The sequence below is a fragment of the Isoptericola maris genome (assembly GCF_048065335.1).
Classification (GTDB): domain Bacteria; phylum Actinomycetota; class Actinomycetes; order Actinomycetales; family Cellulomonadaceae; genus Isoptericola; species Isoptericola rhizosphaerae.
The window spans coordinates 16,967-41,406 of record NZ_JBLUNY010000002.1 but is presented as its reverse complement, the minus strand read 5'-3'; the positions used below and the strand labels follow the sequence as shown (position 1 = coordinate 41,406).

The window sequence follows — 24,440 nt, the reverse complement described above, 5'->3', positions numbered from 1 at the left end:
CGGAGATGTTCAGCACAGTGCTGGTAGCCAACCGTGGCGAGATCGCCTGCCGCGTGATCGGCACGTTGCGCCGGCTCGGCGTCCGCTCGGTCGCGGTCCACACGGACGCCGACGGCGGGTCGCGGCACGTGCGCGAGGCCGACGTCGCGGTGTCCCTCGGCCCGGCCCGCGCGTACCTGGACGTCGAGGCGGTGGTCGCGGCCGCCGTCGGCGCCGGTGCCGAGGCGATCCACCCCGGCTACGGCTTCCTGTCGGAGAACCCGGAGCTCGCCCGCGCCTGCGAACGCGCCGGGCTGGTGTTCGTCGGTCCGCCGGCCGCGGCGATCGAGGCGATGGCCGACAAGGTCGCGGGCAAGCGGCTCGTCGCCGGCCGGGGCGTGCCCGTGCTGCCCGGCACGCTGGACGCGGGGCCCGACGACCGAGGGCTCGACGACGCGGAGCTCGTCGCGGCCGCGGCCGACGTCGGTTTCCCCCTGCTGGTCAAGCCGGTGGCCGGGGGCGGCGGCAAGGGCATGGTGGTGGTCCGGGAAGCCGACGGCCTGCCCGCGGCGCTGGCCTCCGCGCGCCGGGTGGCGACGTCGGCGTTCGGCGACGACAGGCTGCTGCTCGAGCGGTTGGTGGAACGTCCGCGGCACGTCGAGGTGCAGGTGCTCGCGGACACCCGTGGCGCCGTCGTGCACCTCGGCGAGCGGGAGTGCACGCTGCAGCGCCGCCACCAGAAGATCGTCGAGGAGGCTCCGTCGCACGCCGTCGACGACGCGACGCGCGAGCGGCTCGGCGCGGCGGCCTGCGAGGTGGCCCGGTCGGTCGGCTACGTCGGTGTCGGCACGGTGGAGTTCCTCGTGCCGGCGGACGCTCCCGACGACTTCGCGTTCATCGAGATGAACACCCGCCTGCAGGTGGAGCACCCGGTCACCGAGATGGTCACCGGTCTGGACCTCGTGGCGGCCCAGCTCCGGGTCGCCGCCGGCGAGCCGTTGTGGTTCGCCCAGCAGGACGTGCGGCTCACCGGCCACGCGGTCGAGGCCCGGGTGTACGCGGAGGCGCCCGCCCGCGGGTTCCTGCCGTCGGTGGGCCGCGTGGACGTGTTCGACGACGCGGGGGTGGGCGCCGGTCCCGACGCGTTCCCGCTCCGGCTGGACGCGGGTGTCGCGAGCGGCGACGAGGTGTCGGGGGACTACGACCCGATGCTCGCCAAGGCCGTCGCGCACGGCACGGACCGCGACCAGGCCCTGGCGCGCCTCGACGGGCTGCTCGCCCGGACGGCGGTGCTCGGTGTCGAGACGAACGTCGGGTTCCTGCGCGACCTGCTCGCCGACCCGGACGTCCGCGCGGGCAAGCTCGACACGGGCCTCGTGGACCGGTTCGTGGAGCCCGCGGAGCAGCCCGGAGCCGGTGCACAGCCAGCCGAGCCCGACGGGACCGCGCTGGTGGTCGCCGCGCTGCTCGCCGGTACATCCGCGCCCGGCACCAGCACCGGCAGCGGGACCCGCGACCCGTGGGCGCCGGACGGCTGGCGGCTCAACGCCGCGCCCGTATCCCGCCCGGTCGCCCTGCGCGACGCGGCCGGCACCGTCCTCGACCTCGAGGTCACCGGCTCCCGCGACGCCGCCACGGTGGCGGGTGGCGGCGTGGACGACGGCGGCAGCCCGGTCCGGGCGTCCCTGCGGCCGGCCGGTGGTCCGCCGCACCGGCGGCTACTCACGGCCGAGGGGCGCACGGTCCTGGTGCACGTGCTGGAACGGGACGGTGCCGTGTGGGTCGCCGTCGAGGGCCGCACCAGCGTGCTCACCGTCCTGGACCGCACCGAGCGCGCCGCGGTGCGCCGGAGCGGGAAGGCCGCCACCGCCGAGCCGGGCGCGCCCGCCACGGGTCCCACCGAGATCCGGGCGCAGATGCCCGGCACGGTGACCGCCACCCATGCCGAAGGTCCCGTCGACGCCGGCGCCGCCGTCGTCGTCGTCGAAGCCATGAAGATGGAACACCCCCTCACCGCACCCGCCGCAGGGACCCTGCGTCTCGTGGTGCACCCGGGCGACCAGGTCCGCCTCGACCAGGTGGTCGCCGTCGTCGAACCCGAAGGAGCGTCATGATCGCCGATACCGCCGCGACCGTCCTGACCGACGGGCAGCGCAAGCTCAGCCAGACGGTGCGTGAGTTCGCCGACGAGGTCGTCGCGCCGGCCGCCTACCGGTACGACACGGAGCGCCGCCTGCCGATGGAGATCATCGCGCAGATGGGTGAGCTCGGGCTGTTCGGGCTGCCGTTCCCGCGTGACGTGGGCGGCCAGGACGAGGACTACGTCTCGCTGTGCCTCGCCGTCGAAGCGCTCGCCCGGGTGGACCAGTCCATCGCGGTGACGCTCGAGGCCGGGGTCGGGCTCGGCATCATGCCGATCTTCCGGCACGGCACGCCCGAGCAGAAGGAGCGCTGGCTGCCCGACCTGGTGGCCGGCCGGGCGCTCGCGGCGTTCGGGCTCACGGAGGCCGGCGCGGGGTCCGACGCGGGGGCGACGCAGACCCGGGCGCGGCTCGAGGAGGGCCCGGACGGGGACGAGTGGGTGATCGACGGGACCAAGCAGTTCATCACCAACTCCGGCACCCCGATCACCAGCGTCATCACCGTCACGGCCGTGACGGGGGAGCGGGTCGGCAGCGACGGCGTCGTGCGCCCCGAGCTCTCCTCCATCCTGGTGCCTGCGGGGACGCGCGGCCTGACCGTGGGCGAGCCGTACGACAAGGTCGGCTGGCACACCTCCGACACCCACCCGCTGACGCTCGACGGCGTCCGCGTGCCGGCGTCGAACCTCCTCGGCGAGCGCGGCCGCGGGTACGCGAACTTCCTGCGCGTGCTCGACGAGGGACGGATCGCGTTCGCCGCGCTGGCCACCGGCGCCGCCCAGGGCTGTCTGGAGGAGGCGCTGCGGTACGCGAACGAGCGCACGGTGTTCGGCCACTCCATCGGGAGCAACCAGCACGTCGCGTTCACCCTGGCGCGGATGCAGGCCCGCGTGCACGCGGCGCGGCTCTGCTGGTTGGACGCCGCGCTGAAGCTCACGCACGGCAAGCCGTTCAAGGCCGAGGCGTCGGTCGCGAAGCTCACGGCCGGCGAGGCGGCGATGGCGAACGCGCGTGACGCGTCGCAGATCTTCGGCGGGTACGGGTTCCTCAACGAGAACCCCGTCGCCCGGCACTACCGCGACTCGAAGATCCTCGAGGTCGGCGAGGGCACCACCGAGGTGCAGCTCATGGTCATCGCCCGCGACCTGGGACTGACGGCATGAGCGCGGGAGCGAGGGGCAGCGATGCGTGACGAGATCCAGCGGGGCCTCTACCACGACGAGCTCGACGAGGGCGTGCGCTACGTGCACCGACCGGGGCGCACCCTCACCGAGGCGGACAACACGCTGTTCACGTCGGTGACGATGAACCCGCAAGGGTTGCACCTGGACGCGGCCTGGGCGGCGACCCAGCCGTTCGGCAGGCCGCTGATGAACTCGATGCTCACGCTCGCCACGCTCGTCGGGCTGAGCGTCGCCCACCTGACCCGCGGCACGATCGTGGCGAACCTGGGGTTCACGGAGATCCGCTTCCCCGCGCCGATGTTCCACGGCGACACCCTCTACGGGGCGACGACGGTGCTCGACAGGCGGCTCTCCGCCTCGCGGCCCGGCACGGGGATCGTCACGCTCGAGCACGTCGGGACCAACCAGGACGACGTCGAGGTCGCCCGGGCCGTGCGCACGGTGATGATGTGGACCCGGGCCGGGCACGAGCAGGCCGGGAAGGACGAGCCGTGACACCAGAACCCTTCACCCTCGGCCCCGCGCTGCTGTTCTGCCCGGCGGACCGGCCCGACCGGTTCGCCAAGGCGGCACAGCGGGCCGACGGCGTGATCCTCGACCTGGAGGACGGCGTCGACCCGGCCGGACGCCCGGCCGCACGCCGGGCGCTGCTCGAGCACCCGCTCGACCCGGCCTGCACCGTCGTCCGCGTCAACGCCGTCGGGACGCCCGACCACGAGGCCGACCTCGCGGCGCTCGCGGGCACCGCGTACACCACCGTGATGCTGCCGAAGGCGGACGGGAGGTTCGTCGGACCCCTGCTGCGCGCAGACGGCGCCCCCTACGCGGTGGTGGCCCTGTGCGAGACGGCGGCCGGCGTGCTCGCCGCCCCGGCGCTCGCGATGCGACCCGACGTGGTGGCCCTCGCCTGGGGCGCGGAAGACCTCGTCGCGTCCCTCGGCGGGACGTCCAGCCGGCACCCCGACGGCACCTACCGCGACGTGGCCCGGCACGCCCGGTCGACCGTGCTGCTCGCGGCGGGCGCGGTCGGCAAGGCCGCGGTCGACGCCGTGCACGTCGACCTGGACGACCTCGACGGCGTCGCGGCGGAGGCCCGGGACGCGGCGGCGTGCGGGTTCACCGCCACGATGTGCGTGCACCCGCGCCACGCGGCCGCGGTCCGGGAGGCGTACACGCCGCCGGACCAGGAGGTCGAGCGCGCCCGCAGGCTGCTCGAGGGCGCCGGGGTGCCGCCGTCGGGCGGGGCCGTGCGGGCGGAGGGGCGCATGGTCGACGAACCGGTGCTGCGGCACGCGCGCACGGTGCTCGCCCGAGCGGCGAGGGCAGCCGGGGCCGCCGCCGTCGCCGCCGAAGGAGCCGGCCCCGAGCGTTAAGGTGCTTCCGGCGGGCGCCCGGCCCGCCGCGGACCGCAGGGAGGTGCCCGGTGGAGCTGTCGCTGGTGCTCGGCCCGATGAAGTCCGGCAAGTCGCTCGACCTCATCGCGCAGGTAGCCCCGCTGGCCTACTCGCGGCTGAGCTGCGCCGTCGTGCAGTCGGCGCGCCACGTGCGCGACGCGCGGATCGTCTCGCGCACCGGTGCCTCGCTGCCGACGCTCAAGCTGGAGACGCTCGAGCCGCTGCTGCACACCACCGAGGACGTCGTCGCGATCGACGAGGTCCACATGTTCACCCCGGCGGACGTCCGGGTCGTCGAGGAGCTGGTGCTGCGCGGCACCAAGGTGCTGGCGTGCGGCATCGACCTGGACCACCGCGGCGAGCTGTTCGCGACGATCCGTGCCCTGCTGGAGCTGGGCCCCACGGACGTCCGCTACCGCCGCGCCGTGTGCGACCGCTGTCAGGACCTGCACGCCGCGTTCACCCAGGTGCTCTGCGACGGGGTGCCGTTCCTCGAGCCGCTGGGCGCGTCCGAGCCGATCCCGGACGACGGCACCTTCACCTACGAGGCGCTGTGCCGCCGCTGCTTCGTGCTGCCCGAGACCGCGATCGTCACCGGGTCGCCGGGCGTGCCGCGGGCGACCGCGCACCCGTAGGGACGGTCCTGCGACCCCTGCCGGCATCCCGGGAACGTGGCACGATCACGTCGTGACGACGACGCCCGCCGAAGAGCCCGAGAACCCGCACCGCGTCCTGGTGCTGGCCGGTCGCGGCCGGTACGAGGACCCGTGGCACGACCATGCCGCGACCAGCCACCGCCTCGCGCTCGTGCTCGCCGAGCTGGAGCACGACGGGCGCCCGACCGACGTCGTCGTCCGCTCGGTCTTCCCCGACGCCCTGGCCGACCTGGAGGACGTCGACCTGCTCGTCGTGAACGCCGGGACGTCCTGGCCCGGCTACCTGGAGGCCGGCATCGGGCCCGACGACGACGCGTGGGCGCCGTTCCACGTCGACCTCGAGGCCTGGGCGCGCGCGGGCGGGCGGATCCTCGCCCTGCACCAGTCGGCGAACACGTTCCGCGACGCGCCGGGCTGGGAGGAGATCCTCGGCGGCCGCTGGGTGCCGGAGACGTCGTACGACCCGCCGTTCGGCCCGACCACCGTGACCCTGGCGACCGGCGGGCACGCCATCGTCGCCGGGGCCGCCGCGACCGTCGAGCTCCTCGACGAGAGGTACTGCGCCCTGCGCGTCGCGCCGTCGTCGGAGGTGCTCGGCTGGGTGCCCGACGAGGACGGCGAGCCGCAGCCGGTCGTGTGGGCCACCGAGGCGCACGGCGGCCGCACCGTGTACTGCGGACCGGGTCACGACGTGCGCGCCTACGACTCCGCGGGCTATCGACACCTGCTCCTGCGGGCCGTCACCTGGCTGCTGGCCGGGGCCTCGATCAGTCGGTCTTGACCGGCGGGTGGCCCTCCGAGGCCTGCACGACGACGAACCCCTGACCGCTGAGCCCCAGCTGGTACGCCTCGCCGGAGCCGCGCCCGATGACGGCGCCGAGCTTGGCCGTCTTGCGGACCGAGCTGGACAGCGTGGTCGACCAGAGCACGACGGACTGCATGTCCACGAAGGTCGGCTCGTCGACGTTCAGCACCACCGGGGTGCCGTACGCCGTGACGGCGAGCGCCCCGGTGCCGGTGAACGTGGTGTTGAAGAGCCCGCCGGTGAGCATCGAGGCACCCTGGACCCGGTTGATGTCCCAGGTCAGCGTGCTCTCGAAGGCCAGGATGTTGGCACCGCTGACGGTGACGCTCTCGTTCTCCAGGTAGAGGACGAACACCTCGTCGGCGTCCTGCGCGAGGAACACGTCGCCGCGCCCCGAGACCTTCATCAGCGACATGCCCTCGCCGGTGAAGGCCTTCTTGAACAGCTTGGTCACGGACCCGCTGCCCTCGTAGTCGAAGCCGACGTCGCCCTGGTAGGCCACCATCGAGCCCTGCTTGGCGTAGAAGAACCCGCCAGAGCCGGTCAGGTCGACCTTGAGCATGTGCTTGTTCGCGAGCTGGAAGCTGCCGGGCTCGCCCTCGGGTTCGGTGTGCTGGAACAGGTGTGAGCGCATGGACCCATCCTGCGGCATCCCGGTCAACATCGTGCGGCGATCGATCAACTTCTCCCGCTCGCGTCGGCACAGCATGGGCAGGTGACCACCTCGACACGCACCCCCACCCCGACCACGACGGCACGAGCGACCTGGACGCCCGTCCTCACGCTCACCTTCGGCATCGCGATGCTGGTCTCCAGCGAGTTCCTGCCGGCCGGGGTGCTGCCCGGCCTGGCCGCGGACCTCGGCATCACCGAGGGGACGGCGGGCCTGGCGGTGGCGGCCACCGCCGTCGCCGGCTTCCTCACCGCCCCGACGATCGCCGTCGTCCTGCCCCGGACGGACCGGCGCACCGTGCTGGTCGCGCTGCTGGCGATCGGCGCGGTGGCCAACCTGATCGTCGCCGTCGCTCCCGTGTTCGCCGTGCTGCTGGTCGGCCGGCTGTTGCTGGGCGTGGCGGTCGCCGGCTACTGGGCGTTCGCGTTCGCCGCCGGCATCCGCGCGGTGCCGGGCCGGGCCGCCACGGTCTCGACCACGCTGGCCCTGGGGGTCAGCGTCGCCACCATCGCCGGGGTGCCGCTGGGCTCGCTGCTCGGCGACCAGCTCGGCTGGCGGGTGGTGTTCGGCCTCGCCGCGGCGCTCACCGCGGTCAGCGCCGCCGGCGTCTGGTTCGCGATGCCGAGCGTGCCCGCGCAGCCGGGCGCCGGTCTGGCGATGCTGCGGCAGGCGCTCACGCACCGGCGGCTCATGCTCGGCATCACGTTCCTGTTCGTGGCGGTGCTGGGCAACTTCGCCGCGTACCCGTTCATCCGCCTCGCGATCGAGCGGGTCGACGTCGCGATGGTCGCCCTGCTGCTGCTCCTGTGGGGGCTGGGCGGGCTCGCCGGCAACCTCGCCGCGGGGTCGTTGTCGCGCCGGCTGCGGCTCGCGACGACTCTCGGGCCGGCGTTGTTCGGCGTGGCGCTGGCGGCGCTGGCCGGCGCCTCCTCGCTGTGGGTCGTCGTGCCGGCCGTGGTCCTGTGGGGCTTCGGGATGAACATGGTCCCGGTAGCGACCCAGCTCTGGGTCACGACGGCGGAGCCCCGGCGTACCGAGTCGGCGCTCGCTCTGCAGGTGACCGCCTTCCAGGCCGCGATCACGCTGGGCTCCGTGCTAGGCGGCCGGCTGCTCGACGGTGCAGGCCTGACGCCGGTGCTCCTGACCGGCGCCGTCCTCGCGCTGGTCGGCGCCGCCGGCTTCGCCACCCTCCGCGGTCGACCGGCATGACCCGGCCCGCCAGCACCGCGGCGTCATGCCGTGCACGGCGGTGAAGGCCCGGCTGAACGCGGCGACGGACCCGTAGCCCACGGCGAACGCGACGTGGGTGACCGAGTGGTCGGCGTCGGCGAGGAGCTCGCGGGCACGGCGCATGCGGACCTCACGGACGAAATGCAGAGGGCTGGTGGCCAGCGCCTCGCGGAACCGTTCGCCGAGGCTGGACCGGCTCAGGTGCGCCAGGCGCGCGAGCTCTTCGAGCGTCCACGGGTGAGCCGGGTCGCGCAGGACGGCGGCCACGACCCGGCCGACCTCGGGCGCGAGGCCCGCCGGGACGATCGGGTCGCCGGCCCGCTCCAGCCGGTGCTTGCGCATCGCCGCGGCGATGAGCTCGCCGTAGCTCGCGGCGAAGTGGTTCAGGTGCTGCGCCGTGGACACGGGGCAGAGCTCGACCAGGGCCGTGACCCCACGGTTCGCGGTGCCGAACCCGCGGGCGACGTAGTGCTCCGGCAGGGGCGGTTCGCCGCCCGCCTGGCGCACCGAGGCCAGGACGAGCCGCGCGGTGGTCGTCGCGGCGACGCGGTAGGCGTGCGCGCGGCCGAGGAAGGCGGCGTCGTGCGGGCCGAGCACCTCGGTGGACTGCCACGACTCGACCGCGAGCTCGCCGTCGAGGACCAGGAGCCATGCGGACGGCCCGGGCAGATGGACCGTGGCACCGGCCTCCACGGTGCGGACGCTCGATCCGGTGAGCTCCCAGCGGGCGGTCGGTGCGCCGTCGTCGACGACGGCGTGGAGCTCTCCGGCGCGGGCGGCGGGCGGTGCGGGCTCCAGGGCGACCATGACCGGGTCAGCGCGGTCCGGGGCAGGTCTATTCCGAGAGCCTGCGTCCGGGCCGGACGCCGGGGCCGGTCCTGGCGGGACTCACGCGCCGACGAACCCTGTCTGGCGCCAGGCCTCGTAGACGGCGATCGAGGCGGCGTTCGTGAGGTTGAGCGAGCGTCGCCCGGCCAGCATCGGGATCCGCACCTGGTCGGTGATCCGTGGGTGGGCCAGCACGTCGTCGGGCAGCCCGGTGGGCTCGGGACCGAAGAGCAGCACGTCGCCCGGTGCGTACTCGACGGAGGTGAACGGCGTCGTCGCCTGGGTGGTGAACGCGAAGACGCGCGCACCGGGGAGCGTGTCGAGGACGGCGTCGAGGCTCGGGTGCACGTCCATGACCGCCAGGTCGTGGTAGTCGAGCCCGGCGCGCTTCAGCTTCGCCTCGGAGAGGTCGAACCCGAGCGGCTCCACGAGGTGCAGGCGCGCCCCGGTCACGGCGGCGAGCCGGATCGCGGACCCGGTGTTGCCGGGGATGCACGGCTCGAAGTACACGACGTGGGCGAACGGGGACGACGGCTGGTCTGGCTGGGGCACGACGCCGATTCTCCCACCCCGGCGAATCCGATCGGCGCTTCGCGGAGCGGACGCCAGGGGGCGCCCCTAGTGTCGAAAGATGGAACCGATACCGGACCTGATGAAGGCGGTGCAGCTCGTCGGTCACGGCGGGCTCGACCAACTGGTGTATCGCGACGACGTGCCCACCCCCGCGCCCGACGCGGGTGAGGTGCTGATCGACGTCCATGCCTGCGGCATGAACAACACGGACGTCTGGGTGCGCGAAGGCGCCTACGGCTCCGAGACCGACGCCGCGGAGGTGTCCACGTGGCGGCGTGGCCGGTCCACCCTCGAGTTCCCGCGCATCCAGGGCACGGACACCGTCGGGGAGATCGTCGCTGTCGGTGACGGCGTCCCGCCCGAGCGGGTCGGGACACGCGTCATGGTCGACTTCTCGATCTACAACCGGCCCGAGGGTGACGACTCGCTGGCCGACATCGACTACATCGGCCACGGCCGTGACGGCGGGTACGCCGAGTACGTGGCCGTGCCGGCCGAGAACGCCTACGAGATCACGGCCGACATCTCCGACGCCGAGCTGGCGACGTTCTGCTGCGCCTACCTGACCGCCGAGCAGATGCTCGACCGTTCGCGGCTGGCCGACGGCGAACGCGTCCTGGTGACGGGTGCTTCGGGAGGAGTGGGCTCGGCGATCGTCCAGCTCGCGCGGGTCCGGGGCGCGATCCCGTACGCCGTGACCAGCGCCGGCAAGGAGGAGGCCCTGCGGGAGATCGGCGCCGAGGGCACGATCCTGCGCGACGTCGAGGACCTCGTTGCCGAGGTGGAGCGCGTGGTCGACGGGCCGGTGGACGTGGTCGCGGACCTCGTGGCCGGGCCGATGTTCAACGACCTGCTGCGCATCCTGCGCCCCGAGGGCCGCTACAGCACGGCGGGCGCCATCGGCGGGCCCGTGGTCGACCTCGACCTGCGGACCATGTACCTCAAGCAGCTCGAGCTGCACGGCTCCTCCCAGGGCACGCGGACCGCGTTCCGCCGCCTGGTCCGCTACATCTCCGACGGCGAGATCAAGCCGCTGCTCGACCGCACGTTCCGGCTCTCCGACTTCCACGAGGCGCAACGCACCTTCATGAGCAAGACGTACATCGGCAAGCTGGTCGTGGTCCCCGACCGGCACTGGGACACCGTGGGAGCGCCGCATGCCGCACCGTGAACGCTCCCTGCACCTCATCGACACCCAGTCCGGGGGTGACGTCAGCCGGATCGTCACCGAGGGCGTCGAGCTCATCCCGGGCACGAGCGTGCTCGAGAAGGCGCGCTACCTGGAACGTGAGGGCGACGGCCTGCGACGGCTGCTGCTGTCCGAACCGTACGGCGACCCCGCGATGTCCGTGGACCTGATCGTCGAGCCGAGCCACCCCGAGGCCCAGGCCGGCTACATCATCATGGAGGCGATGGGCTACCCGCTGTACTCCGGGTCCAACACCATCTGCACCGCCACGGCGCTGCTGTCCAGCGGGATGATCCCGATGCGCTCCGACGACGGCCTGCAGAGCGTGGTGCTGGAGTCGCCCGCCGGGCTCGCGCGGATCACGGCCCGGATCACCGACGGCCGCGTCGCCTCGATCACCACCCAGGGCGAGCCCGCGTACGTGGCCGAGGAAGGGCTGCGCGTCGAGGTGCCGCACTACGGCGAGGTGAGCTTCGACCTGGTGTGGAGCGGTGCCTACTACGCGCTGATCGACGCGGCCGCGTACGGGTTCCGCATCAACGCGGAGGAACAGATCGCGCTGACGGCGTTCGGCGACGCGTTCGTCCGGGCCGCCAGGCCAGGTCTGCTGCAGGAGCATCCCGAGCTGGGCGACGTCGGCCCGCTGCCGTTCGCCCACTTCATGGGGGAGGTCCGCGGTGCGGGACCGGGTCGTCTCGAGTCGCCGTCGGCCACGTACGTCCACCCGGGAGTAATCTGCCGGAGCCCGACCGGGACCGGGACGTCCGCACGGTTGGCCCTCATGGTGCAGCGCGGAGAGATCGCGGAGGGCGACGCGCTGGAGACGATCTCACCGCGCGGCAGCAGGTTCGTCGGCACGGTGCTGGGCGAGGCTCACGTGGGTGCGTACCGTGCGCTGCACTCCACGATCACCGGGTCGGCGCGGCTCATGGCGCACTCGCAGATCACGGTCGACCTGGACGACCCGCTGGTGGACGCCTCCGACCTGGAGCACGTGCTCGCGGTGCAGCCCGCCCATCCCGCCCCCTGACGGTCGACGGATCCCCTCGCCGGTCGGCGTTCCATGGCAGCATGCGGTGGCATGGCCAGCACGGGGACCGGCGATGCCGTCCTGCACGACCTGACCGACCGCGCCGCCGCGATGCTCGGCGTCCCGCTGACCCTGACCGGCACGCTCGGAGGCTCGCTGCGGTCCACCGTGGTGCGGTGCGCCGGCCCGGACGGGAGCACCGTCGTCGTCAAGCGCGTGCACGACGACGGCGCGGAAGCCCGTGAGCGCTTCGTGCGGGAGGCGGTGGGCCTCGACGTGCTCGACGGCGTGCCCCGGCCCGCGGCGCGCGACGACGAGGCGATGACCCTCGTCCTGGAGGACCTCGGAGACGGGCCCACTCTTGCCGACCTGTTGCTCGGTGACGACCGCGCCGCTGCCTGGGAGGGCGCGCACGACTGGGCGCGGGCGCTGGGCGCGATGCTCGGCCGGTCCGCCGGGCGGCTCGGGGACGCGCGCGAGCGGTTCGCCGCCGCGGGCGTGGGCGACCGCTGGTCGGCCCGCCACGTCGTGGTCGACGGCCTGGGTGTGCTCACCGGTCGCGACCCGCACGACGTCCTCGCGGGTGACGCGGGACTCGCCGCGGAGCTGGCCCGCTTCGAGGTGGTCCTGCAGCCCGGCGACTGCGACGTCATCTCGCCGACCGACACCTGCCCCGACAACGCGGTCCTGACTCCCAGCGGCTGGCGGTTCCTCGACCTCGAGGGCACCTCGGTCCAGCACGTCGCCCTGGACGCCGCGTACACGCTCCTGCCGTTCGCGACCTGCTGGTGCGTGTACGACCCGCCGCCAGGGCTCACCGCCGACCTGCTCGCCGCGTTCCGGGTCGGGCTCGGCGAGTCGGCACCGGCGCTCGCGGAGTCGCCCACGTGGGACGACGACATCGACGCCGCGTGCGCGGCCTGGATCCTGGCGGCGAGCGGCTGGATGGACCGCGGTGCCCGGGCAGGTGACCAGCACGTCGGGTTCACCGACCAGGCACCGCCGTACCGCGAGCTGCTGGTGAACCGGTGGCGGTGGGGCGCCACGCACCTGGAGCGGTCGTTCCCCCGGCTGGCCGAGCTCTTCGGCGAGTCCGCCGACCGCGCCGACGCCGCGTGGGACGCACCCCGGCTGGCCGGGTACCCGGCGTTCTCCGCTAACCTGACCTCATGACGAGGCGCACGGACTGGTGGCGGCTGCAGCAGCAGCCGTGACCTGACGCGCCCCGAGCCTACGAGTCCCGAGCTGCCCGCCGCAGCCCGGGACTCGTCGCGAACGCGGCGACGTCGGGCACCGGTGGGCGGCACCACCGAAGGAGCCGACCGATGACCAGCACGACCAGCCCCGCCGCCGACCCCGCCGCCGACGGCGAGACCGCCTCCGTGCGCGCCGCCCGCACCCGCAGCGCCGAGATCGAGCGGCGCATCGCCCGCGACCCCAGCATGTTCCGCGTGCTCACCGGGGACCGCCCGACGGGCGCCCTGCACCTGGGCCACTACCTCGGCACGCTCGCCAACCGCGTGCGGCTGCAGGACGCCGGCGTGGACGTGATCCTCGTCGTCGCCGACTACCAGGTCATCACCGACCGCGACGAGACGGGCGACCTGCCCGCCGTCGTCCGCGAGGTGGTGCTTGACTACCTGGCGGCCGGCATCGATCCCCGCCGCACCACGGTGTTCGCGCACTCGGCGGTGGCGGCCCTGCACCAGCTGATGCTGCCGTTCCTGTCCCTGGTCACGGTGGCCGAGCTGGAGCGGAACCCCACCGTGAAGGCCGAGTCCGTGGACGCCGCGAGCCGGCAGGGCCGCGGCATGTCGGGCCTCCTGCTGACGTATCCGGTCCACCAGGCCGCCGACATCCTGGCGGTGCACGGCAACCTGGTGCCCGTCGGCACGGACCAGCTGCCGCACCTGGAGACCTCGCGCACGGTCGCCCGGCGGTTCAACCAGCGCTTCACCGCCGCGCAGCCGTACTTCGCCGAGCCGGAGGCGCTGCTCGCCGACATGCCGACCGTCCTCGGCAACGACGGCGAGAAGATGTCGAAGTCGCGGGGCAACGTGCTCGAGCTCCGCGCGGACGAGGACGAGACGGCCGCCTACCTGCGGCGCGCCCGGACCGACTCCCAGCGGCACATCACCTTCGAGCCGGACGCCCGCCCCGAGGTCGCGAGCCTGCTGCGCCTGGGCGCGCACTTCGCGGGGACGACGCCGGAGTCTCTCGCCGCGTCGGTGGGCTCGGCGGGCGCGGGACGCCTCAAGGAGGTCGTCACCGAGGCGGTGGTCGAGGGTCTGCGGCCGATCCGGGCCCGACGGCGGGACCTCGCCGCGGACGGTCGCGCCGTCGTCGGCGAGGTCCTCGCGCGGGGAGCGGCGCGGGCCACGGTGCTCGCCGAGGGCACGCTGGCCGACGTCCGCGAGCTCATGGGCACGGTCTACTCCTGACCGGCGCCCACCGGCCGGGACGGGTCAGCGGAGCCGGTCGCCGAGCCGCGCCAGCTGGTCCCGCAGCGCAGCCGGCATGCGGTCACCGAAGGTGTCGAAGAACTCGGACGTCAGCTCGGCCTCGGCGAGCCAGGCCTCCGCGGGCACGTCGAACAGAGCCTCCAGGTCGCTGTCGGAGACGTCGAGGCCGTCGACGTCGAGCGCCCCGGGCGCGGGGAGCAGCCCGACGGCGGACGGGACGGCTCCGGCGTCGGTGCGCACGCCGCGCGATCGGTCGATCTGCTCGGCGATCCACTTGACCACTCGCGAGTTCTCACCGAACCCGGGCCAGATGAACTTCCCGTCGGCGTCCTTGCGGAACCAGTTGACCTGGAAGATCTTCGGTCGCTTCTCGGAGTCCAGGCCGGCGCCCACCTCGAGCCAGTGCGACCAGTGGTCGGCCATGTTGTAGCCGCAGAACGGCAGCATCGCGAACGGGTCACGCCGCAGCTCGCCGACGGCACCCTCGGCCGCGGCCGTGCGCTCGGAGCTGATCGTGGCCCCCATGAACACGCCGTGCTCCCAGCTCGTCGCCTGGGCGACCAGCGGCACGTTGGTCGCCCGCCGCCCGCCGAAGACGATCGCGTCCACGGGCACGCCCGCCGGGTCCTCCCAGACGTCCGCGATCGACGGGCACTGCGCCGCCGCCACCGTGAAGCGCGAGTTCGGGTGCGCGGCGGGCCGGCCGGCCTCCCCGTCGGTGGGCGTCCAGTCGTCGCCCCGCCAGTCCACCAGGTGCTCGGGCGGCTCCGGGGTGAGCCCTTCCCACCAGACGTCGCCGTCGTCCGTGAGTGCGACGTTGGTGAAGATGACGTCGTGGGTGAGCGTCTCGATGGCGGTCGGGTTCGTCTCGACGCCGGTGCCCGGTGCGACCCCGAAGAACCCGGCCTCCGGGTTGATGGCACGCAGCGTGCCGTCGGGGCCGGGGCGCATCCAGACGATGTCGTCGCCGATCGTCTCGACGGTCCACCCGGGGACCGTCGGCTGCAGCATGGCGAGGTTCGTCTTGCCGCAGGCGCTGGGGAACGCGGCAGCCAGGTGGTACTGGCGCTGCTCGGGCGAGGTGATGCGGATGAGCAGCATGTGCTCGGCCAGCCAGCCCTCGTCACGGGCCATCGCCGAGGCGATGCGCAGCGCGAAGCACTTCTTGCCGAGCAGCGCGTTGCCGCCGTAGCCGGAACCGTAGGACCAGATCTCTCGCGCCTCGGGGTAGTGGACGATGTACTTGGTCTCGTTGCACGGCCACGCGACGTCCTGGTCCCCGTCGGAGAGTGGTGCGCCTACCGAGTGCACGGCGGGGACCCACTGCTGCCCGCCCTCGATGAGGTCGAGGACCTCGCTCGAGACCCGCGTCATCACGTGCATGGAGACGACGACGTAGGGGGAGTCGGTGATCTCGATGCCCACCTGGGAGATCGGCCCACCCACGGGGCCCATCGAGAAGGGCACCACGTACATCGTGCGGCCCTTCATGGAGCCGGCGAAGACCTCGTCCAGCTCGGAGCGCATCTCGGCAGGTGCGCACCAGTTGTTCGTCGGGCCGGCGTCGACCTCGCGCTCCGAGCAGATGAACGTGCGCGACTCGACGCGGGCGACGTCGGACGGGTCGGAGCGCGCGAGGTAGGAGCCGGGGCGCTTCTCCTCGTTCAGCTTGAGGAGCGTGCCCGCCGCGACCATCTGGTCGATCAGCCGCTGCTTCTCCTCGGCAGAACCGTCGCACCACACGACCTCGTCCGGCTGGGTGAGCTCGGCGATCTCGGCCACCCAGGCGAAGGGGTCGCGGACGGGCACGGCGGCCGACGGCGCACCGAACGTGTCCGGGAAGCCGGCGGCATCGGTGCGGCCCAGCGTGTCCGGCGCGAGCTCCGCGACCGCGAGCCGGGTCCGTCGAGGATTGGCGGTGAAGTGCATGGCGGCTCCGTCCGTGATGGTTCTCCCGTCGCGGCGGACGGGCTTCCTGCTTCCACTCTGCGCCTCGGTGGCGGCGGGTTTCCATCCGGACGGCCGTGAAGATTCGCAGATCTTCACGTAGCGTGAAGCCATGACCACCACGGCGGCGTCGGAGACCCCGGACCTCATCACCCTGGGGCGGCGCATCCGGCACGCGCGCACCTCCCGCGGACTGACGCTGGACGCGCTCGGCAGGGCCGTCGACGCCGCACCGAGCCTCCTCTCGCTCGTCGAGAACGGCCGCCGCGAGCCCCGGCTCTCCCTCCTGCGCGCCATCGCCGAGGCGCTCGACGTGGGGCTCGCCGACCTCCTGGCCGACGAGCCGCCGTCGCGCCGCGCCGCCCTCGAGATCGCCCTCGAGCGCGCGCAGCGCGGCCCGCTGTTCGCCACGCTCGGGCTGCCGGGGATCAAGCCGAGCCAGAAGCTGCCCGTGCCCGTCCTTGAACAGCTCGTGGGCCTGCACGCCGAGCTCTCCCGGCGCGAGGAGGAGGCGATCGCGACGCCGGAGGAGGCGCGGCGAGCCAACACGGTGCTGCGGCACGAGCGGCAGGAGCGCGGCAACCACATGCCGCACATCGAGGAGATCGGCGAGGACATGGCGCGCCGCGCCGGGTACACCGGCGGTGCGCTGACGCACCGCACAGTGGCGAGGATCGCCGAGGACCTCGGGCTGACGATCCTGCACGTGGACGACCTGCCGCGCTCCGCCCGCTCGGTCACCGACTGGAAGAACGGCCGGATCTACCTGCCGCCGGCCTCGATCCCCGGCGGGCACGGCCTGCGCTCGCTGGCGCTGCAAGCCATCGCCCACCGCGTGCTCGGTCACGAGCGGCCCCGCTCCTACGCCGAGTTCCTGCGGCAGCGTGTCGAGATCACGTACTTCGCGGCGGCGTGCCTCATCCCGGAGTCGGCCGCCGTCGAGTTCCTGTCGCAGCGCAAGCGCGAGAAGGACCTCGCGGTGGAGGACTTCCGGGACGCCTTCGGCGTCACCCACGAGGCGGCCGCCATGCGGCTCACGAACCTCGCCACGGTGCACCTCGGCATCCCGTTGCACTTCTTGCGGGTCGGCGACGACGGCGCGCTGTTCCGCGGGTACGCCAACGACGGTCTGCCGCTGCCGCAGGACGTCACCGGCGCCATCGAAGGCCAGCTCGTGTGCCGCCGGTGGCCCGCGCGCGAGGCCTTCACCCGCCGGGACCGGGCGTCGGAGTCGTACCAGTACACGGACACACCGGCCGGTACCTTCTGGGACTCCGTGCAGACGGGCACGGCCGCCGACGGGCGGCAGTTCTCGATCACCGTCGGGGTGCCGTACGCGCACGCCAAGTGGTTCCGGGGTCGCGACACCCAGGTGCGCCGGACCTCGACCTGCCCGGACCCCGCCTGCTGCCAGCGGCCGCCGTCGCACCTCACCGAGCGGTGGCAGGCGCACTCGTGGCCGAGCGCGCGCATGCACCAGCAGGTGCTCGCCGCGCTGCCGCGGGGAGTGTTCCCGGGGGTCGACGACACCGACGTCTACCGCTTCCTGGAGCGCCACGCGCCGCCCGCCGAGGACGGCGCGAGGTAGCGCACGACGGCGCGAGGTAGCGCACGCTGACGGCTCAGCTGGCGAGTCGGTGCTCCCAGGCCTCGAGCCGCACGGTCCACGGCCAGGGCAGAGCCGCCCGGAGAGCGTCGCGCAGGCGCTCACCCTCGCCGCGGTGCTCGTCCGCCACCGCGGCATCGTCCCAGCCGTCGAACGGGTCGAAGTGCTCCTGGAAGACGTCCGCCCACGCGCGGAGCCTCGCCCGCAAGGCGTCGTCGAGCGCGTCCTCGATGCGTGCCGGCAGGTCCGACCAGAGGGGCCAGTCGCAGGAGTAGTCGTTCGCCAGCCGGACCTCGTACGCGGTCCGCGGCGACGGCGGGTCGACCGGGCTGTCGGCCGAGACCTCGGCGGCGTCGCCGGTCGCGTCCGCGTCGTCCGACCGCATGTCGTCGGGCCGGAACACCTCGCCGGACTCGGGGGCGTATGCGAACCAGCCGAAGGACCGGACGTCCTCCGGTTCGCGCAGCGGGCCGCCGCGGGCGTCGAGGCGGTCGAGCAGCGTCGTGAACACGTCGCCGGCGCGCAGGCCGTCGTGCTCGAACTCGTTGGTGACCCACGCACGGGCGTTGCCGACGCGGGCGGCGGTGTCCAGGGACAGGTCGGCGTCGACGAACATGTCGTCGTGGTAGACCGCCGCCTCGAGCGGCACCTCGTTCGCCGCGAGCACGTCGAGGTCGTAGAGGTCGCGCCAGCCGTCGCGTGCGGCGAGCGCCTCCGCGGCCGCGCGGAACGGACGCAGGGCGGCGACCTGGTCGAACATCCAGGGGTAGATCATCTCGCCGGTGAACAGCAGCGGCCGGGCGTCCGCGGCGAAGGTGGGATCGCCGTCGCGCACGCGCTGCGCGGCCCACGCCGTCGGACCGGTGCCCGCCTGGGCGTAGATCGACTCGTGCAGCACCGCGTAGAGCGGGTTGGTGGCGAACCCGGTGGCGGACTCCACCTCGGCGAGGAACGTGTCGGTGAGGGTGTCGGCGGCGCCCGGTGCGGACAGGTCGTCGAACGCCTCGTCGACGATCCAGTGGACGCGCTCGAAACCGGGCCCCATCCCGAACGCCATGCCGAGGGACTGGAAGCGCTCGACGGTCAGCAGGTCTCCGCCCGGCAGGCGCACGTCGCCGGCGGCGATCCGGTCCGCGATCCGGCCGATCCGTTCGACGTCCTGCGGGTACCGCTCCCGGAAGAGCGCGTTCTTGGCGACGACGCGCGGTTGTGTGCGTCCGTAGACGTCGTCCGCGCTCGCGGTCAGCCCGGCGAGCCCGCCGGTGACGTACGACGCCGCCACGCCCTCGGGTGCGAGGGACAGGTAGGTGAGGGTGAGGAACCCGCCGTAGGACTGGCCGAGCGTGGACCAGCGTCGTCCGTCGTAGACCTCGCGGCGCACGTGCTCCGCGTCCAGCACGATCGAGTCCGCGCGGAAGTGGCTCAGGTGTTCGGCCTGCGCCTCGGGGGAGCCGAGCGCCTGCAGCGCCGCGGCACGCACCGCCGTCGACCGTCCGGTGCCGCGCTGGTCCAGCAGGACGACGCGGAACCGTTCGAGGGCCTTGCCGAGCCAGCCGTCGGGGCCGGTGGGGCGTGGCCCCTTGCCGCCGGGGCCGCCCTGGAGGAAGACCAGCAGCGGCAGGTCGTCCCCACGGCGCTGCGGGGCGACCACCTCGCGCACGAACAGCGAGAGGGTGCGGTCGTCGTCGGGGTCCGCCCAGTCGAGCGGGACCGTGAGGGTGCGGTCGGTGACGTGGGCGCCGGGGATGGTGTACTCGGAGGTCGAGGTGATGCTCACCTCGCCACCCTAGGCCGGTTGCGTTCGTAGAGTGCTTGCTCCAATAATTGCGGCATGACCCCCACCGAGGTGCGCATGCCGCGCGTCGCGCCCATTCTCATCGCCTTGAGCGTCCTGGTGCTGGCCGTCGGGCTGGGCGTCGCGCTGCCACCGTTCGCCCGCTGGCTCCAGGACGCGCTCGACGGCACGCCGCTGCCGGTCCACGGCGCGATCAACCTCGTCGCCGGCCTGCCGCTCGGCTGGTCGGTGCCGATCCTGACGGGTCTCGGCCTGGTCGCCGGTGCCTGGCTCGCGCTCGTCGCCGTCGCCGAGGCGCTGCGGCTGACCGTCGCCGACGACCATCTCGAGCACCGCACCGACGAGCACGAGGGCTGGATCGAGCGGAGCGACGTCTCCGCCGTCTTCCGCGACGGCCGGCACCTCGTCCTCGTCACCGCGGAGGGCCGGGTGCGCGCCCGCCTCGACGCCGACGACCTGCGGTCGGCCGAGCTGCGCGACGCGCTCGTCGGCCACGGCTGGCCGTGGCGTGACGAGGACCCGTACGAGGGCGACTATGTCGGCTGGGTCGACGGCCGGCCCGGGTTCACGGAGACGGAGCGGGCGCTGCTGCGCCGTCGACTCCGCGAGCGCAAGGACGCTGCGGCCGTCGCGGAGCTCGACACCGAGCTCGGTGCGCACGACCTCGCGGTCCGGGTGCGCGACGACCGTCTGCAGGTGCGCCGCACGACGGCCGGTGCCGAGGGCGGTGCCCGTGGCTCGTCCCGTTGACCCCGAACGGCGCGCGGCTCGACGCCTGCAGATCGTCGACGCCGGCCTGACGGTCTTCGCGGAGCGCGGGTACGACGGCGCCACGACCGCTCGCATCTGCCGGCGGGCCGGCATCGGGTCCGGCACGTTCTTCTACTACTTCGCGACGAAGGCCGACCTGCTGCTGGCCATCCTCGAGCTCGGGACGGCCGAGACGAGGGAACGGGCGGCGGGCCTCGAAGGGCGGACCGACCCGCTCGGCGTCCTCCTCGAGCTCGTTGCCTCGACAGCGGACGACGCCGCCGACGCGCGCGTCCCCGGGTTCGTCCGGGCGGTCGCCGGCGTCATGCACGAGCCGGCCGTCGCCGAGGCGCTCGCCGCCGACGACGCGGCGCAGCGCGACGTGCTGCGGGGGTGGGTCGAGCGAGGTCAGGCGAACGGCGAGGTCCGCACCGACCTGCCCGCCGCCCGGATCGTGTCCTGGCTGGCGCTGCTCACCGACGGGTTCCTGGAACGGGTGGCCGTCGACGAGGGGTTCACCGCCGAGGGCGAGCGAGAGCTCCTGGTCGCCACCGCCCGCAGCTTCCTGCGCGGCGGCTGACAGGCCATCCGCAGGAGGTCACGCCGGCGGTTGCCAGCCCAGGATGCCGTCGAGCCGCCGAGCGGCGCGGGGCAGTGCCCAGCGACCGGCCGCGCGCATGCCCACCTCCCGGAGGCGGACCGCCGTCGGGGAGCGCCAGGTCGTCATCCTGCCGATGCGCGCCGAGGTCCGCGCGATCCGTCGGGTGCGGTCGCGCCGACGGTCCGTGTAGGAGGCCAGGGCCGCCGGGAGCTGCTCGGTCCCGGCATCGGCCACCACGGAGGCCAGCACCACGGCATCTTCGATCGCCTGGGCGCCGCCCTGCCCCAGGTTCGGCGGCATGGCGTGGGCCGCGTCCCCGACGAGCGCCACCCGCTCGACGTGGTAGTGGGCCAGCGGGGTGCGCAACCATCGCAGGTCGTGATGCAGGACCTGGTCGGGCCGGAGGGCCGCGAGCAGCGCGGGCAGCGGATCGTGCCAGTCGGCGAACCGCCGTCGCAGCTCGCCGAGCTCGTCGTCGAAGCGTGTCCGTTCGGGCAGCGTCGCGGTGAGGTAGCCGTAGACCCGGCCGTCGGCGAGCGGCGTGAGGCCGACGACGGCGCCGCGCCCCCAGGTCTCCGCCGGCTGGACGATGACCGGTCGGTCAGTGACGAACCTCCAGGCGGTGGCGCCCGAATACACCGGTCCAGGGTGGTCCGGGAACAGCGCGGCCCGTGCAGGGGAGTCGATCCCGTCGGCGGCGACGACCAGGTCCGCCGACCAGGTCTCGGCACCGGTCGTCACGGTCGCCGGCTTGTCCGGCCCGCCGGGGTCCACGCCGACGACCTCGACGCCGAGCCGGAGCGACGCGTCGGGAAGCTCGTCGGTGAGCAACGACACGAGCCGGGCGCGGTGCAGGAGCACGGTGGCAGCCTCGCCGGCCATGGCCGCGTCACCGCGGACCAGCCAGTCGCCGTCGGGCCGCCGGATACCGACGGGGCCCTGCAGGGCAGCCAGCTCGTGCACCCGGTCGCCGACGCCCGTCGTCGCCAGGGCGCGCACAGCGTTGGGAGCCAGCGCGATCCCGGCACCGACGGGTTCGAGCGACGGGGCGCGTTCGAGCACGGTCACGTCCCAGCCGCGTCGTCGCAGGGCGACGGCAGTGGTGAGACCGCCGATGCCGGCACCGACCACCACGGCGTTCCTCGTCGTCGTCATGCTCCGATGATGGGGCACGGACGGTCACGGCCGACAGCAGCGAGCGCTCACGACGAAGGCCGCCGTCGTCCTGGGCGGCGGCCTTCGTCGATCGGCGGGGCGAGCGGGACTACTCGCCCGAGTCCTCGTCCACCCAGTCGAAGGTCTTGGTGACGGCCTTCTTCCACTGCCGGTAGAGACGCTCGCGCTCGTCCTCCGCCATCGACGGCGTCCAGCGCTTGCCCTCCACCCAGTTCTCGGTGACGTCGGACTCGCCCTGCCAGAACCCGACGGCGATGCCGGCCGCGTACGCGGCACCGAGCGCCGTCGTCTCGGCGACCTCGGGACGGACGACGTCGACACCGAGCTGGTCGGCCTGGAACTGCATGAGCAGCTCGTTCGCCACCATGCCGCCGTCGACCTTCAGCTCGGTGAGCTCCACGCCGGAGTCCGCCTTCATCGCGTCCATGACCTCACGGGTCTGGAACGCGGTCGCCTCGAGGGCGGCGCGCGCGATGTGGTTGCGGTCGACGAACCGGGTCAGGCCGACGAGCGCACCGCGGGCGTCGGGACGCCAGTACGGGGCGAAGAGGCCGGAGAAGGCCGGGACGAAGTACGCGCCACCGTTGTTCTCGACCTTGCCGGCCAGGTACTCGATGTCCGGGGCGTCCGCGAACAGGCCGAGGTTGTCGCGCAGCCACTGGACCAGGGACCCGGTGACGGCGATGGACCCCTCGAGGGCGTAGACGGGGTCGGCGTCACCGATCTTGTAGCAGACCGTGGTGAGCAGGCCGTTCTCCGAGGGCACCTTCTCGGTACCGGTGTTGAGCAGCATGAAGTTGCCGGTGCCGTAGGTGTTCTTGGCGGTGCCGACCTCGAAGCACGCCTGGCCGAAGGTCGCGGCCTGCTGGTCGCCGAGGATGCCGGCGATCGGCACGCCGGGGACCATCCCGCGCGGACGGCCGCGGCCGTAGACCTCGGACGAGGAGCGGATCTCGGGCAGCATCGACATCGGGATGCCCATGTCGGCCGCGATGTCCTCGCGCCAGCTCAGGGTGTCGAGGTCCATGAGCATGGTGCGCGAGGCGTTGGTGACGTCGGTGACGTGGACGCCGCCCTCGGGGCCGCCGGTCATGTTCCACACGACCCACGTGTCGGTGTTGCCGAACAGCAGGTCGCCCTTCTCCGCGGCCTCGCGGGCGCCGTCGACGTTGTCGAGGATCCACTTGATCTTCGGGCCGGAGAAGTACGTCGCCAGGGGCAGGCCGACGATCGACTTGTACTTGTCGGGACCCTCGTCGCCGCCGAGCTCCTCGGCGATCGCCTGGGTACGGGTGTCCTGCCAGACGATCGCGTTGTAGACCGGCTTGCCGGTGTTCTTGTCCCACACCACGGCGGTCTCACGCTGGTTGGTGATACCGACCGCAGCGAGGTCCTCGTGCGAGATGTTGCCGCGGGTCAGCGCCAGGCCGACCACCTCGCGGACGTTGTTCCAGATCTGCTCGGCGTTGTGCTCGACCCAGCCGGCCCGGGGAAAGATCTGGTCGTGCTCGATCTGGCCGGTCGAGACGCTGCGTCCCGAGTGGTCGAAGACGATGGCACGCGAGCTCGTCGTGCCCTGGTCGATGGCGAGGACGTAGTCCGCCATGGTGTGCTCCTTTGCGTCGTGGGGTTCGGTGGTGGTCGCAGGGACGAGGGGTGGTCAGAAGATGACGACGGTGGCGAGCAGGCCGGCGAGCGCACCACCCAGGAGCGGGCCGACGACCGGCACCCACGCGTAGGACCAGTCGCTGGGACCCTTGCCCCGGATGGGCAGCAGTGCGTGGGCGATGCGCGGTCCGAGGTCACGCGCCGGGTTGATGGCGTACCCGGTCGGGCCACCGAGGCTCGCGCCGATACCGACCACGAGCAGGGCGACGGCCAGGGGCCCCATGTCGCCGGGCCAGTTGGCGAAGGACAGCACACCGAAGACGAGCACGAAGGTCGCGAGGATCTCGGTGACCAGGTTCCAGCCGTAGGACCGGATCTCCGGCCCGGTGGAGAAGACGCCGAGCTTGACCGCCGGGTCCGCGTCCTGGTCGAAGTGCTTCTTGTAGGCGAGGTACGTCAGGACGGCACCGAGGAAGGCACCGACCATCTGGGCGCTGATGTAGATCATCGCGTTGGCGAAGGTCGCGGGGATGCCGGGGCCGAACTCTTCGGCACCGTTGGCCATCAGCCCGACCGTGACCGCCGGGTTGATGTGCGCGCCGGTGGAGAAGGCCACGAACACACCGGTGAACACGCCGAGGCCCCAACCGAAGTTGATGAGCAGCCATCCGCCGTTGAAACCCTTGGTCTTCGGCAGGATGGCGTTCGCCACCACGCCGCCACCGAGGAGGAGCAGCACCATGGTGCCCATCATCTCGGTGACGAAGATCTGGCCTGTTGACATCGTCGTCTCGCTCTCTGGTCTGACTTGGA

22 protein-coding genes are annotated in these 24,440 nt (G+C 73.2%); 14 read left to right on the top strand and 8 right to left on the bottom strand.

What is annotated here, in order from left to right; genetic code table 11:
* The first annotated feature begins 5 nt into the window (after positions 1-5).
* Genes ACH5HR_RS04385 through ACH5HR_RS04360 form a run of 6 tightly spaced genes read left to right on the top strand, consistent with a single transcriptional unit; the run spans position 6 to position 6,135 of the window.
* Complete coding sequence (locus ACH5HR_RS04385; protein ID WP_416476453.1) at positions 6-2,093, top strand: ATP-binding protein; 2,088 nt, start codon at positions 6-8, stop codon at positions 2,091-2,093.
* Entirely contained in the window at positions 2,090-3,283 is a 1,194-nt protein-coding gene (locus tag ACH5HR_RS04380) for an acyl-CoA dehydrogenase family protein (protein ID WP_402377664.1), read from the top strand. Before ACH5HR_RS04385 ends, ACH5HR_RS04380 begins: the two co-directional genes overlap by 4 nt.
* Positions 3,284-3,304: 21 nt before the next feature.
* The gene (locus ACH5HR_RS04375) at positions 3,305-3,799 is read left to right on the top strand and encodes a MaoC family dehydratase (RefSeq protein WP_402377661.1); all 495 of its coding nucleotides are present in this window, start codon (positions 3,305-3,307) and stop codon (positions 3,797-3,799) included.
* On the top strand, positions 3,796-4,677 hold the full coding sequence (locus tag ACH5HR_RS04370) for an HpcH/HpaI aldolase/citrate lyase family protein (RefSeq protein ID WP_416476452.1): 882 nt from the start codon (positions 3,796-3,798) through the stop codon (positions 4,675-4,677). The genes ACH5HR_RS04375 and ACH5HR_RS04370 overlap by 4 nt, the downstream gene beginning before the upstream one ends.
* Before the next feature lie 50 nt (positions 4,678-4,727).
* Complete coding sequence (locus ACH5HR_RS04365; protein WP_402377655.1) at positions 4,728-5,333, top strand: thymidine kinase; 606 nt, start codon at positions 4,728-4,730, stop codon at positions 5,331-5,333.
* A 52-nt stretch (positions 5,334-5,385) separates the two neighbouring features.
* Positions 5,386-6,135, top strand: coding sequence for a ThuA domain-containing protein (locus tag ACH5HR_RS04360; RefSeq protein ID WP_416476450.1), 750 nt, complete (start codon positions 5,386-5,388; stop codon positions 6,133-6,135).
* Here ACH5HR_RS04360 and ACH5HR_RS04355 read toward each other — a convergent pair.
* Positions 6,122-6,793 (bottom strand): AIM24 family protein, encoded by a 672-nt coding sequence (locus tag ACH5HR_RS04355; protein WP_402377650.1) that lies wholly within the window; start codon positions 6,791-6,793, stop codon positions 6,122-6,124. The two genes, ACH5HR_RS04360 and ACH5HR_RS04355, sit on opposite strands and share 14 nt — an antisense overlap.
* An 81-nt stretch (positions 6,794-6,874) precedes the next feature.
* Here ACH5HR_RS04355 and ACH5HR_RS04350 point away from each other — a divergent pair, with 81 nt between their 5' ends.
* Positions 6,875-8,041, top strand: a complete 1,167-nt coding sequence (locus ACH5HR_RS04350; RefSeq protein ID WP_416476449.1) for an MFS transporter — start codon at positions 6,875-6,877, stop codon at positions 8,039-8,041.
* On the opposite strand, the gene ACH5HR_RS04345 is transcribed toward ACH5HR_RS04350, so the two are convergent.
* Both ACH5HR_RS04345 and ACH5HR_RS04340 read right to left on the bottom strand, forming a co-directional pair.
* A complete protein-coding gene (locus ACH5HR_RS04345; protein ID WP_416476447.1) occupies positions 7,928-8,869 on the bottom strand; it encodes a helix-turn-helix transcriptional regulator in 942 nt (313 codons plus the stop codon). The genes ACH5HR_RS04350 and ACH5HR_RS04345 overlap by 114 nt on opposite strands.
* A gap of 81 nt (positions 8,870-8,950) precedes the next feature.
* The gene (locus ACH5HR_RS04340) at positions 8,951-9,442 is read right to left on the bottom strand and encodes a tRNA (cytidine(34)-2'-O)-methyltransferase (RefSeq protein ID WP_416476446.1); all 492 of its coding nucleotides are present in this window, start codon (positions 9,440-9,442) and stop codon (positions 8,951-8,953) included.
* 79 nt (positions 9,443-9,521) lie between these two features.
* Here ACH5HR_RS04340 and ACH5HR_RS04335 point away from each other — a divergent pair, with 79 nt between their 5' ends.
* The 4 genes from ACH5HR_RS04335 (at position 9,522) to trpS (ending at position 14,123) form a co-directional block, all read left to right on the top strand.
* On the top strand, positions 9,522-10,634 hold the full coding sequence (locus tag ACH5HR_RS04335; protein ID WP_416476444.1) for an alcohol dehydrogenase family protein: 1,113 nt from the start codon (positions 9,522-9,524) through the stop codon (positions 10,632-10,634).
* Positions 10,621-11,682: a proline racemase family protein gene (locus ACH5HR_RS04330; protein WP_416476442.1), complete on the top strand. Its 1,062-nt coding sequence runs from the start codon at positions 10,621-10,623 to the stop codon at positions 11,680-11,682. The genes ACH5HR_RS04335 and ACH5HR_RS04330 overlap by 14 nt, the downstream gene beginning before the upstream one ends.
* A 51-nt stretch (positions 11,683-11,733) precedes the next feature.
* Complete coding sequence (locus ACH5HR_RS04325; protein ID WP_416476441.1) at positions 11,734-12,855, top strand: hypothetical protein; 1,122 nt, start codon at positions 11,734-11,736, stop codon at positions 12,853-12,855.
* A gap of 152 nt (positions 12,856-13,007) precedes the next feature.
* The gene (trpS, locus tag ACH5HR_RS04320; RefSeq protein WP_416476439.1) at positions 13,008-14,123 is read left to right on the top strand and encodes a tryptophan--tRNA ligase; all 1,116 of its coding nucleotides are present in this window, start codon (positions 13,008-13,010) and stop codon (positions 14,121-14,123) included.
* 24 nt (positions 14,124-14,147) lie between these two features.
* On the opposite strand, the gene ACH5HR_RS04315 is transcribed toward trpS, so the two are convergent.
* Positions 14,148-16,073, bottom strand: coding sequence for a phosphoenolpyruvate carboxykinase (GTP) (locus ACH5HR_RS04315; protein WP_416476438.1), 1,926 nt, complete (start codon positions 16,071-16,073; stop codon positions 14,148-14,150).
* Positions 16,074-16,203: 130 nt separating this feature from the next.
* Here ACH5HR_RS04315 and ACH5HR_RS04310 point away from each other — a divergent pair, with 130 nt between their 5' ends.
* Positions 16,204-17,679 (top strand): helix-turn-helix domain-containing protein, encoded by a 1,476-nt coding sequence (locus tag ACH5HR_RS04310; protein WP_416476437.1) that lies wholly within the window; start codon positions 16,204-16,206, stop codon positions 17,677-17,679.
* Positions 17,680-17,713: 34 nt separating this feature from the next.
* On the opposite strand, the gene ACH5HR_RS04305 is transcribed toward ACH5HR_RS04310, so the two are convergent.
* Positions 17,714-19,474 carry an alpha/beta fold hydrolase gene (locus ACH5HR_RS04305; RefSeq protein WP_416476436.1) on the bottom strand — a complete coding sequence of 587 codons (1,761 nt, stop codon included), beginning with the start codon at positions 19,472-19,474 and terminating at the stop codon, positions 17,714-17,716.
* A gap of 54 nt (positions 19,475-19,528) precedes the next feature.
* Between ACH5HR_RS04305 and ACH5HR_RS04300 the strand changes: the two genes are divergently transcribed.
* Both ACH5HR_RS04300 and ACH5HR_RS04295 read left to right on the top strand, forming a co-directional pair.
* A complete protein-coding gene (locus ACH5HR_RS04300) occupies positions 19,529-20,242 on the top strand; it encodes a YqeB family protein (RefSeq protein WP_416476434.1) in 714 nt (237 codons plus the stop codon).
* Positions 20,226-20,822 carry a TetR/AcrR family transcriptional regulator gene (locus tag ACH5HR_RS04295; protein WP_416476432.1) on the top strand — a complete coding sequence of 199 codons (597 nt, stop codon included), beginning with the start codon at positions 20,226-20,228 and terminating at the stop codon, positions 20,820-20,822. Before ACH5HR_RS04300 ends, ACH5HR_RS04295 begins: the two co-directional genes overlap by 17 nt.
* A gap of 18 nt (positions 20,823-20,840) precedes the next feature.
* On the opposite strand, the gene ACH5HR_RS04290 is transcribed toward ACH5HR_RS04295, so the two are convergent.
* The 3 genes from ACH5HR_RS04290 to ACH5HR_RS04280 all read right to left on the bottom strand — a co-directional run bounded on the left by ACH5HR_RS04290 (position 20,841) and on the right by ACH5HR_RS04280 (position 24,411).
* Entirely contained in the window at positions 20,841-21,998 is a 1,158-nt protein-coding gene (locus tag ACH5HR_RS04290; protein WP_416476431.1) for an FAD-dependent oxidoreductase, read from the bottom strand.
* A gap of 109 nt (positions 21,999-22,107) precedes the next feature.
* Positions 22,108-23,625: a glycerol kinase GlpK gene (gene glpK, locus ACH5HR_RS04285; protein ID WP_402372784.1), complete on the bottom strand. Its 1,518-nt coding sequence runs from the start codon at positions 23,623-23,625 to the stop codon at positions 22,108-22,110.
* Positions 23,626-23,679: 54 nt separating this feature from the next.
* Positions 23,680-24,411, bottom strand: a complete 732-nt coding sequence (locus ACH5HR_RS04280; RefSeq protein WP_402372781.1) for an MIP/aquaporin family protein — start codon at positions 24,409-24,411, stop codon at positions 23,680-23,682.
* Positions 24,412-24,440: the final 29 nt, after the last annotated feature.

What these genes read in the sequence shown, in the direction of transcription:
- ACH5HR_RS04385 (WP_416476453.1), top strand. Translation starts at nt 6, where the DNA reads ATGTTCAGCACAGTGCTGGTAGCCAACCGTGGCGAGATCGCCTGCCGC.
- ACH5HR_RS04380 (WP_402377664.1), top strand. Translation starts at nt 2,090, where the DNA reads ATGATCGCCGATACCGCCGCGACCGTCCTGACCGACGGGCAGCGCAAG.
- ACH5HR_RS04375 (WP_402377661.1), top strand. Translation starts at nt 3,305, where the DNA reads ATGCGTGACGAGATCCAGCGGGGCCTCTACCACGACGAGCTCGACGAG.
- ACH5HR_RS04355 (WP_402377650.1), bottom strand. Translation starts at nt 6,793, where the DNA reads ATGCGCTCACACCTGTTCCAGCACACCGAACCCGAGGGCGAGCCCGGC.
- ACH5HR_RS04345 (WP_416476447.1), bottom strand. Translation starts at nt 8,869, where the DNA reads ATGGTCGCCCTGGAGCCCGCACCGCCCGCCGCCCGCGCCGGAGAGCTC.
- ACH5HR_RS04335 (WP_416476444.1), top strand. Translation starts at nt 9,522, where the DNA reads ATGGAACCGATACCGGACCTGATGAAGGCGGTGCAGCTCGTCGGTCAC.
- ACH5HR_RS04330 (WP_416476442.1), top strand. Translation starts at nt 10,621, where the DNA reads ATGCCGCACCGTGAACGCTCCCTGCACCTCATCGACACCCAGTCCGGG.
- ACH5HR_RS04325 (WP_416476441.1), top strand. Translation starts at nt 11,734, where the DNA reads ATGGCCAGCACGGGGACCGGCGATGCCGTCCTGCACGACCTGACCGAC.
- trpS (WP_416476439.1), top strand. Translation starts at nt 13,008, where the DNA reads ATGACCAGCACGACCAGCCCCGCCGCCGACCCCGCCGCCGACGGCGAG.
- ACH5HR_RS04315 (WP_416476438.1), bottom strand. Translation starts at nt 16,073, where the DNA reads ATGCACTTCACCGCCAATCCTCGACGGACCCGGCTCGCGGTCGCGGAG.
- ACH5HR_RS04310 (WP_416476437.1), top strand. Translation starts at nt 16,204, where the DNA reads ATGACCACCACGGCGGCGTCGGAGACCCCGGACCTCATCACCCTGGGG.
- ACH5HR_RS04300 (WP_416476434.1), top strand. Translation starts at nt 19,529, where the DNA reads ATGACCCCCACCGAGGTGCGCATGCCGCGCGTCGCGCCCATTCTCATC.
- ACH5HR_RS04290 (WP_416476431.1), bottom strand. Translation starts at nt 21,998, where the DNA reads ATGACGACGACGAGGAACGCCGTGGTGGTCGGTGCCGGCATCGGCGGT.
- glpK (WP_402372784.1), bottom strand. Translation starts at nt 23,625, where the DNA reads ATGGCGGACTACGTCCTCGCCATCGACCAGGGCACGACGAGCTCGCGT.
- ACH5HR_RS04280 (WP_402372781.1), bottom strand. Translation starts at nt 24,411, where the DNA reads ATGTCAACAGGCCAGATCTTCGTCACCGAGATGATGGGCACCATGGTG.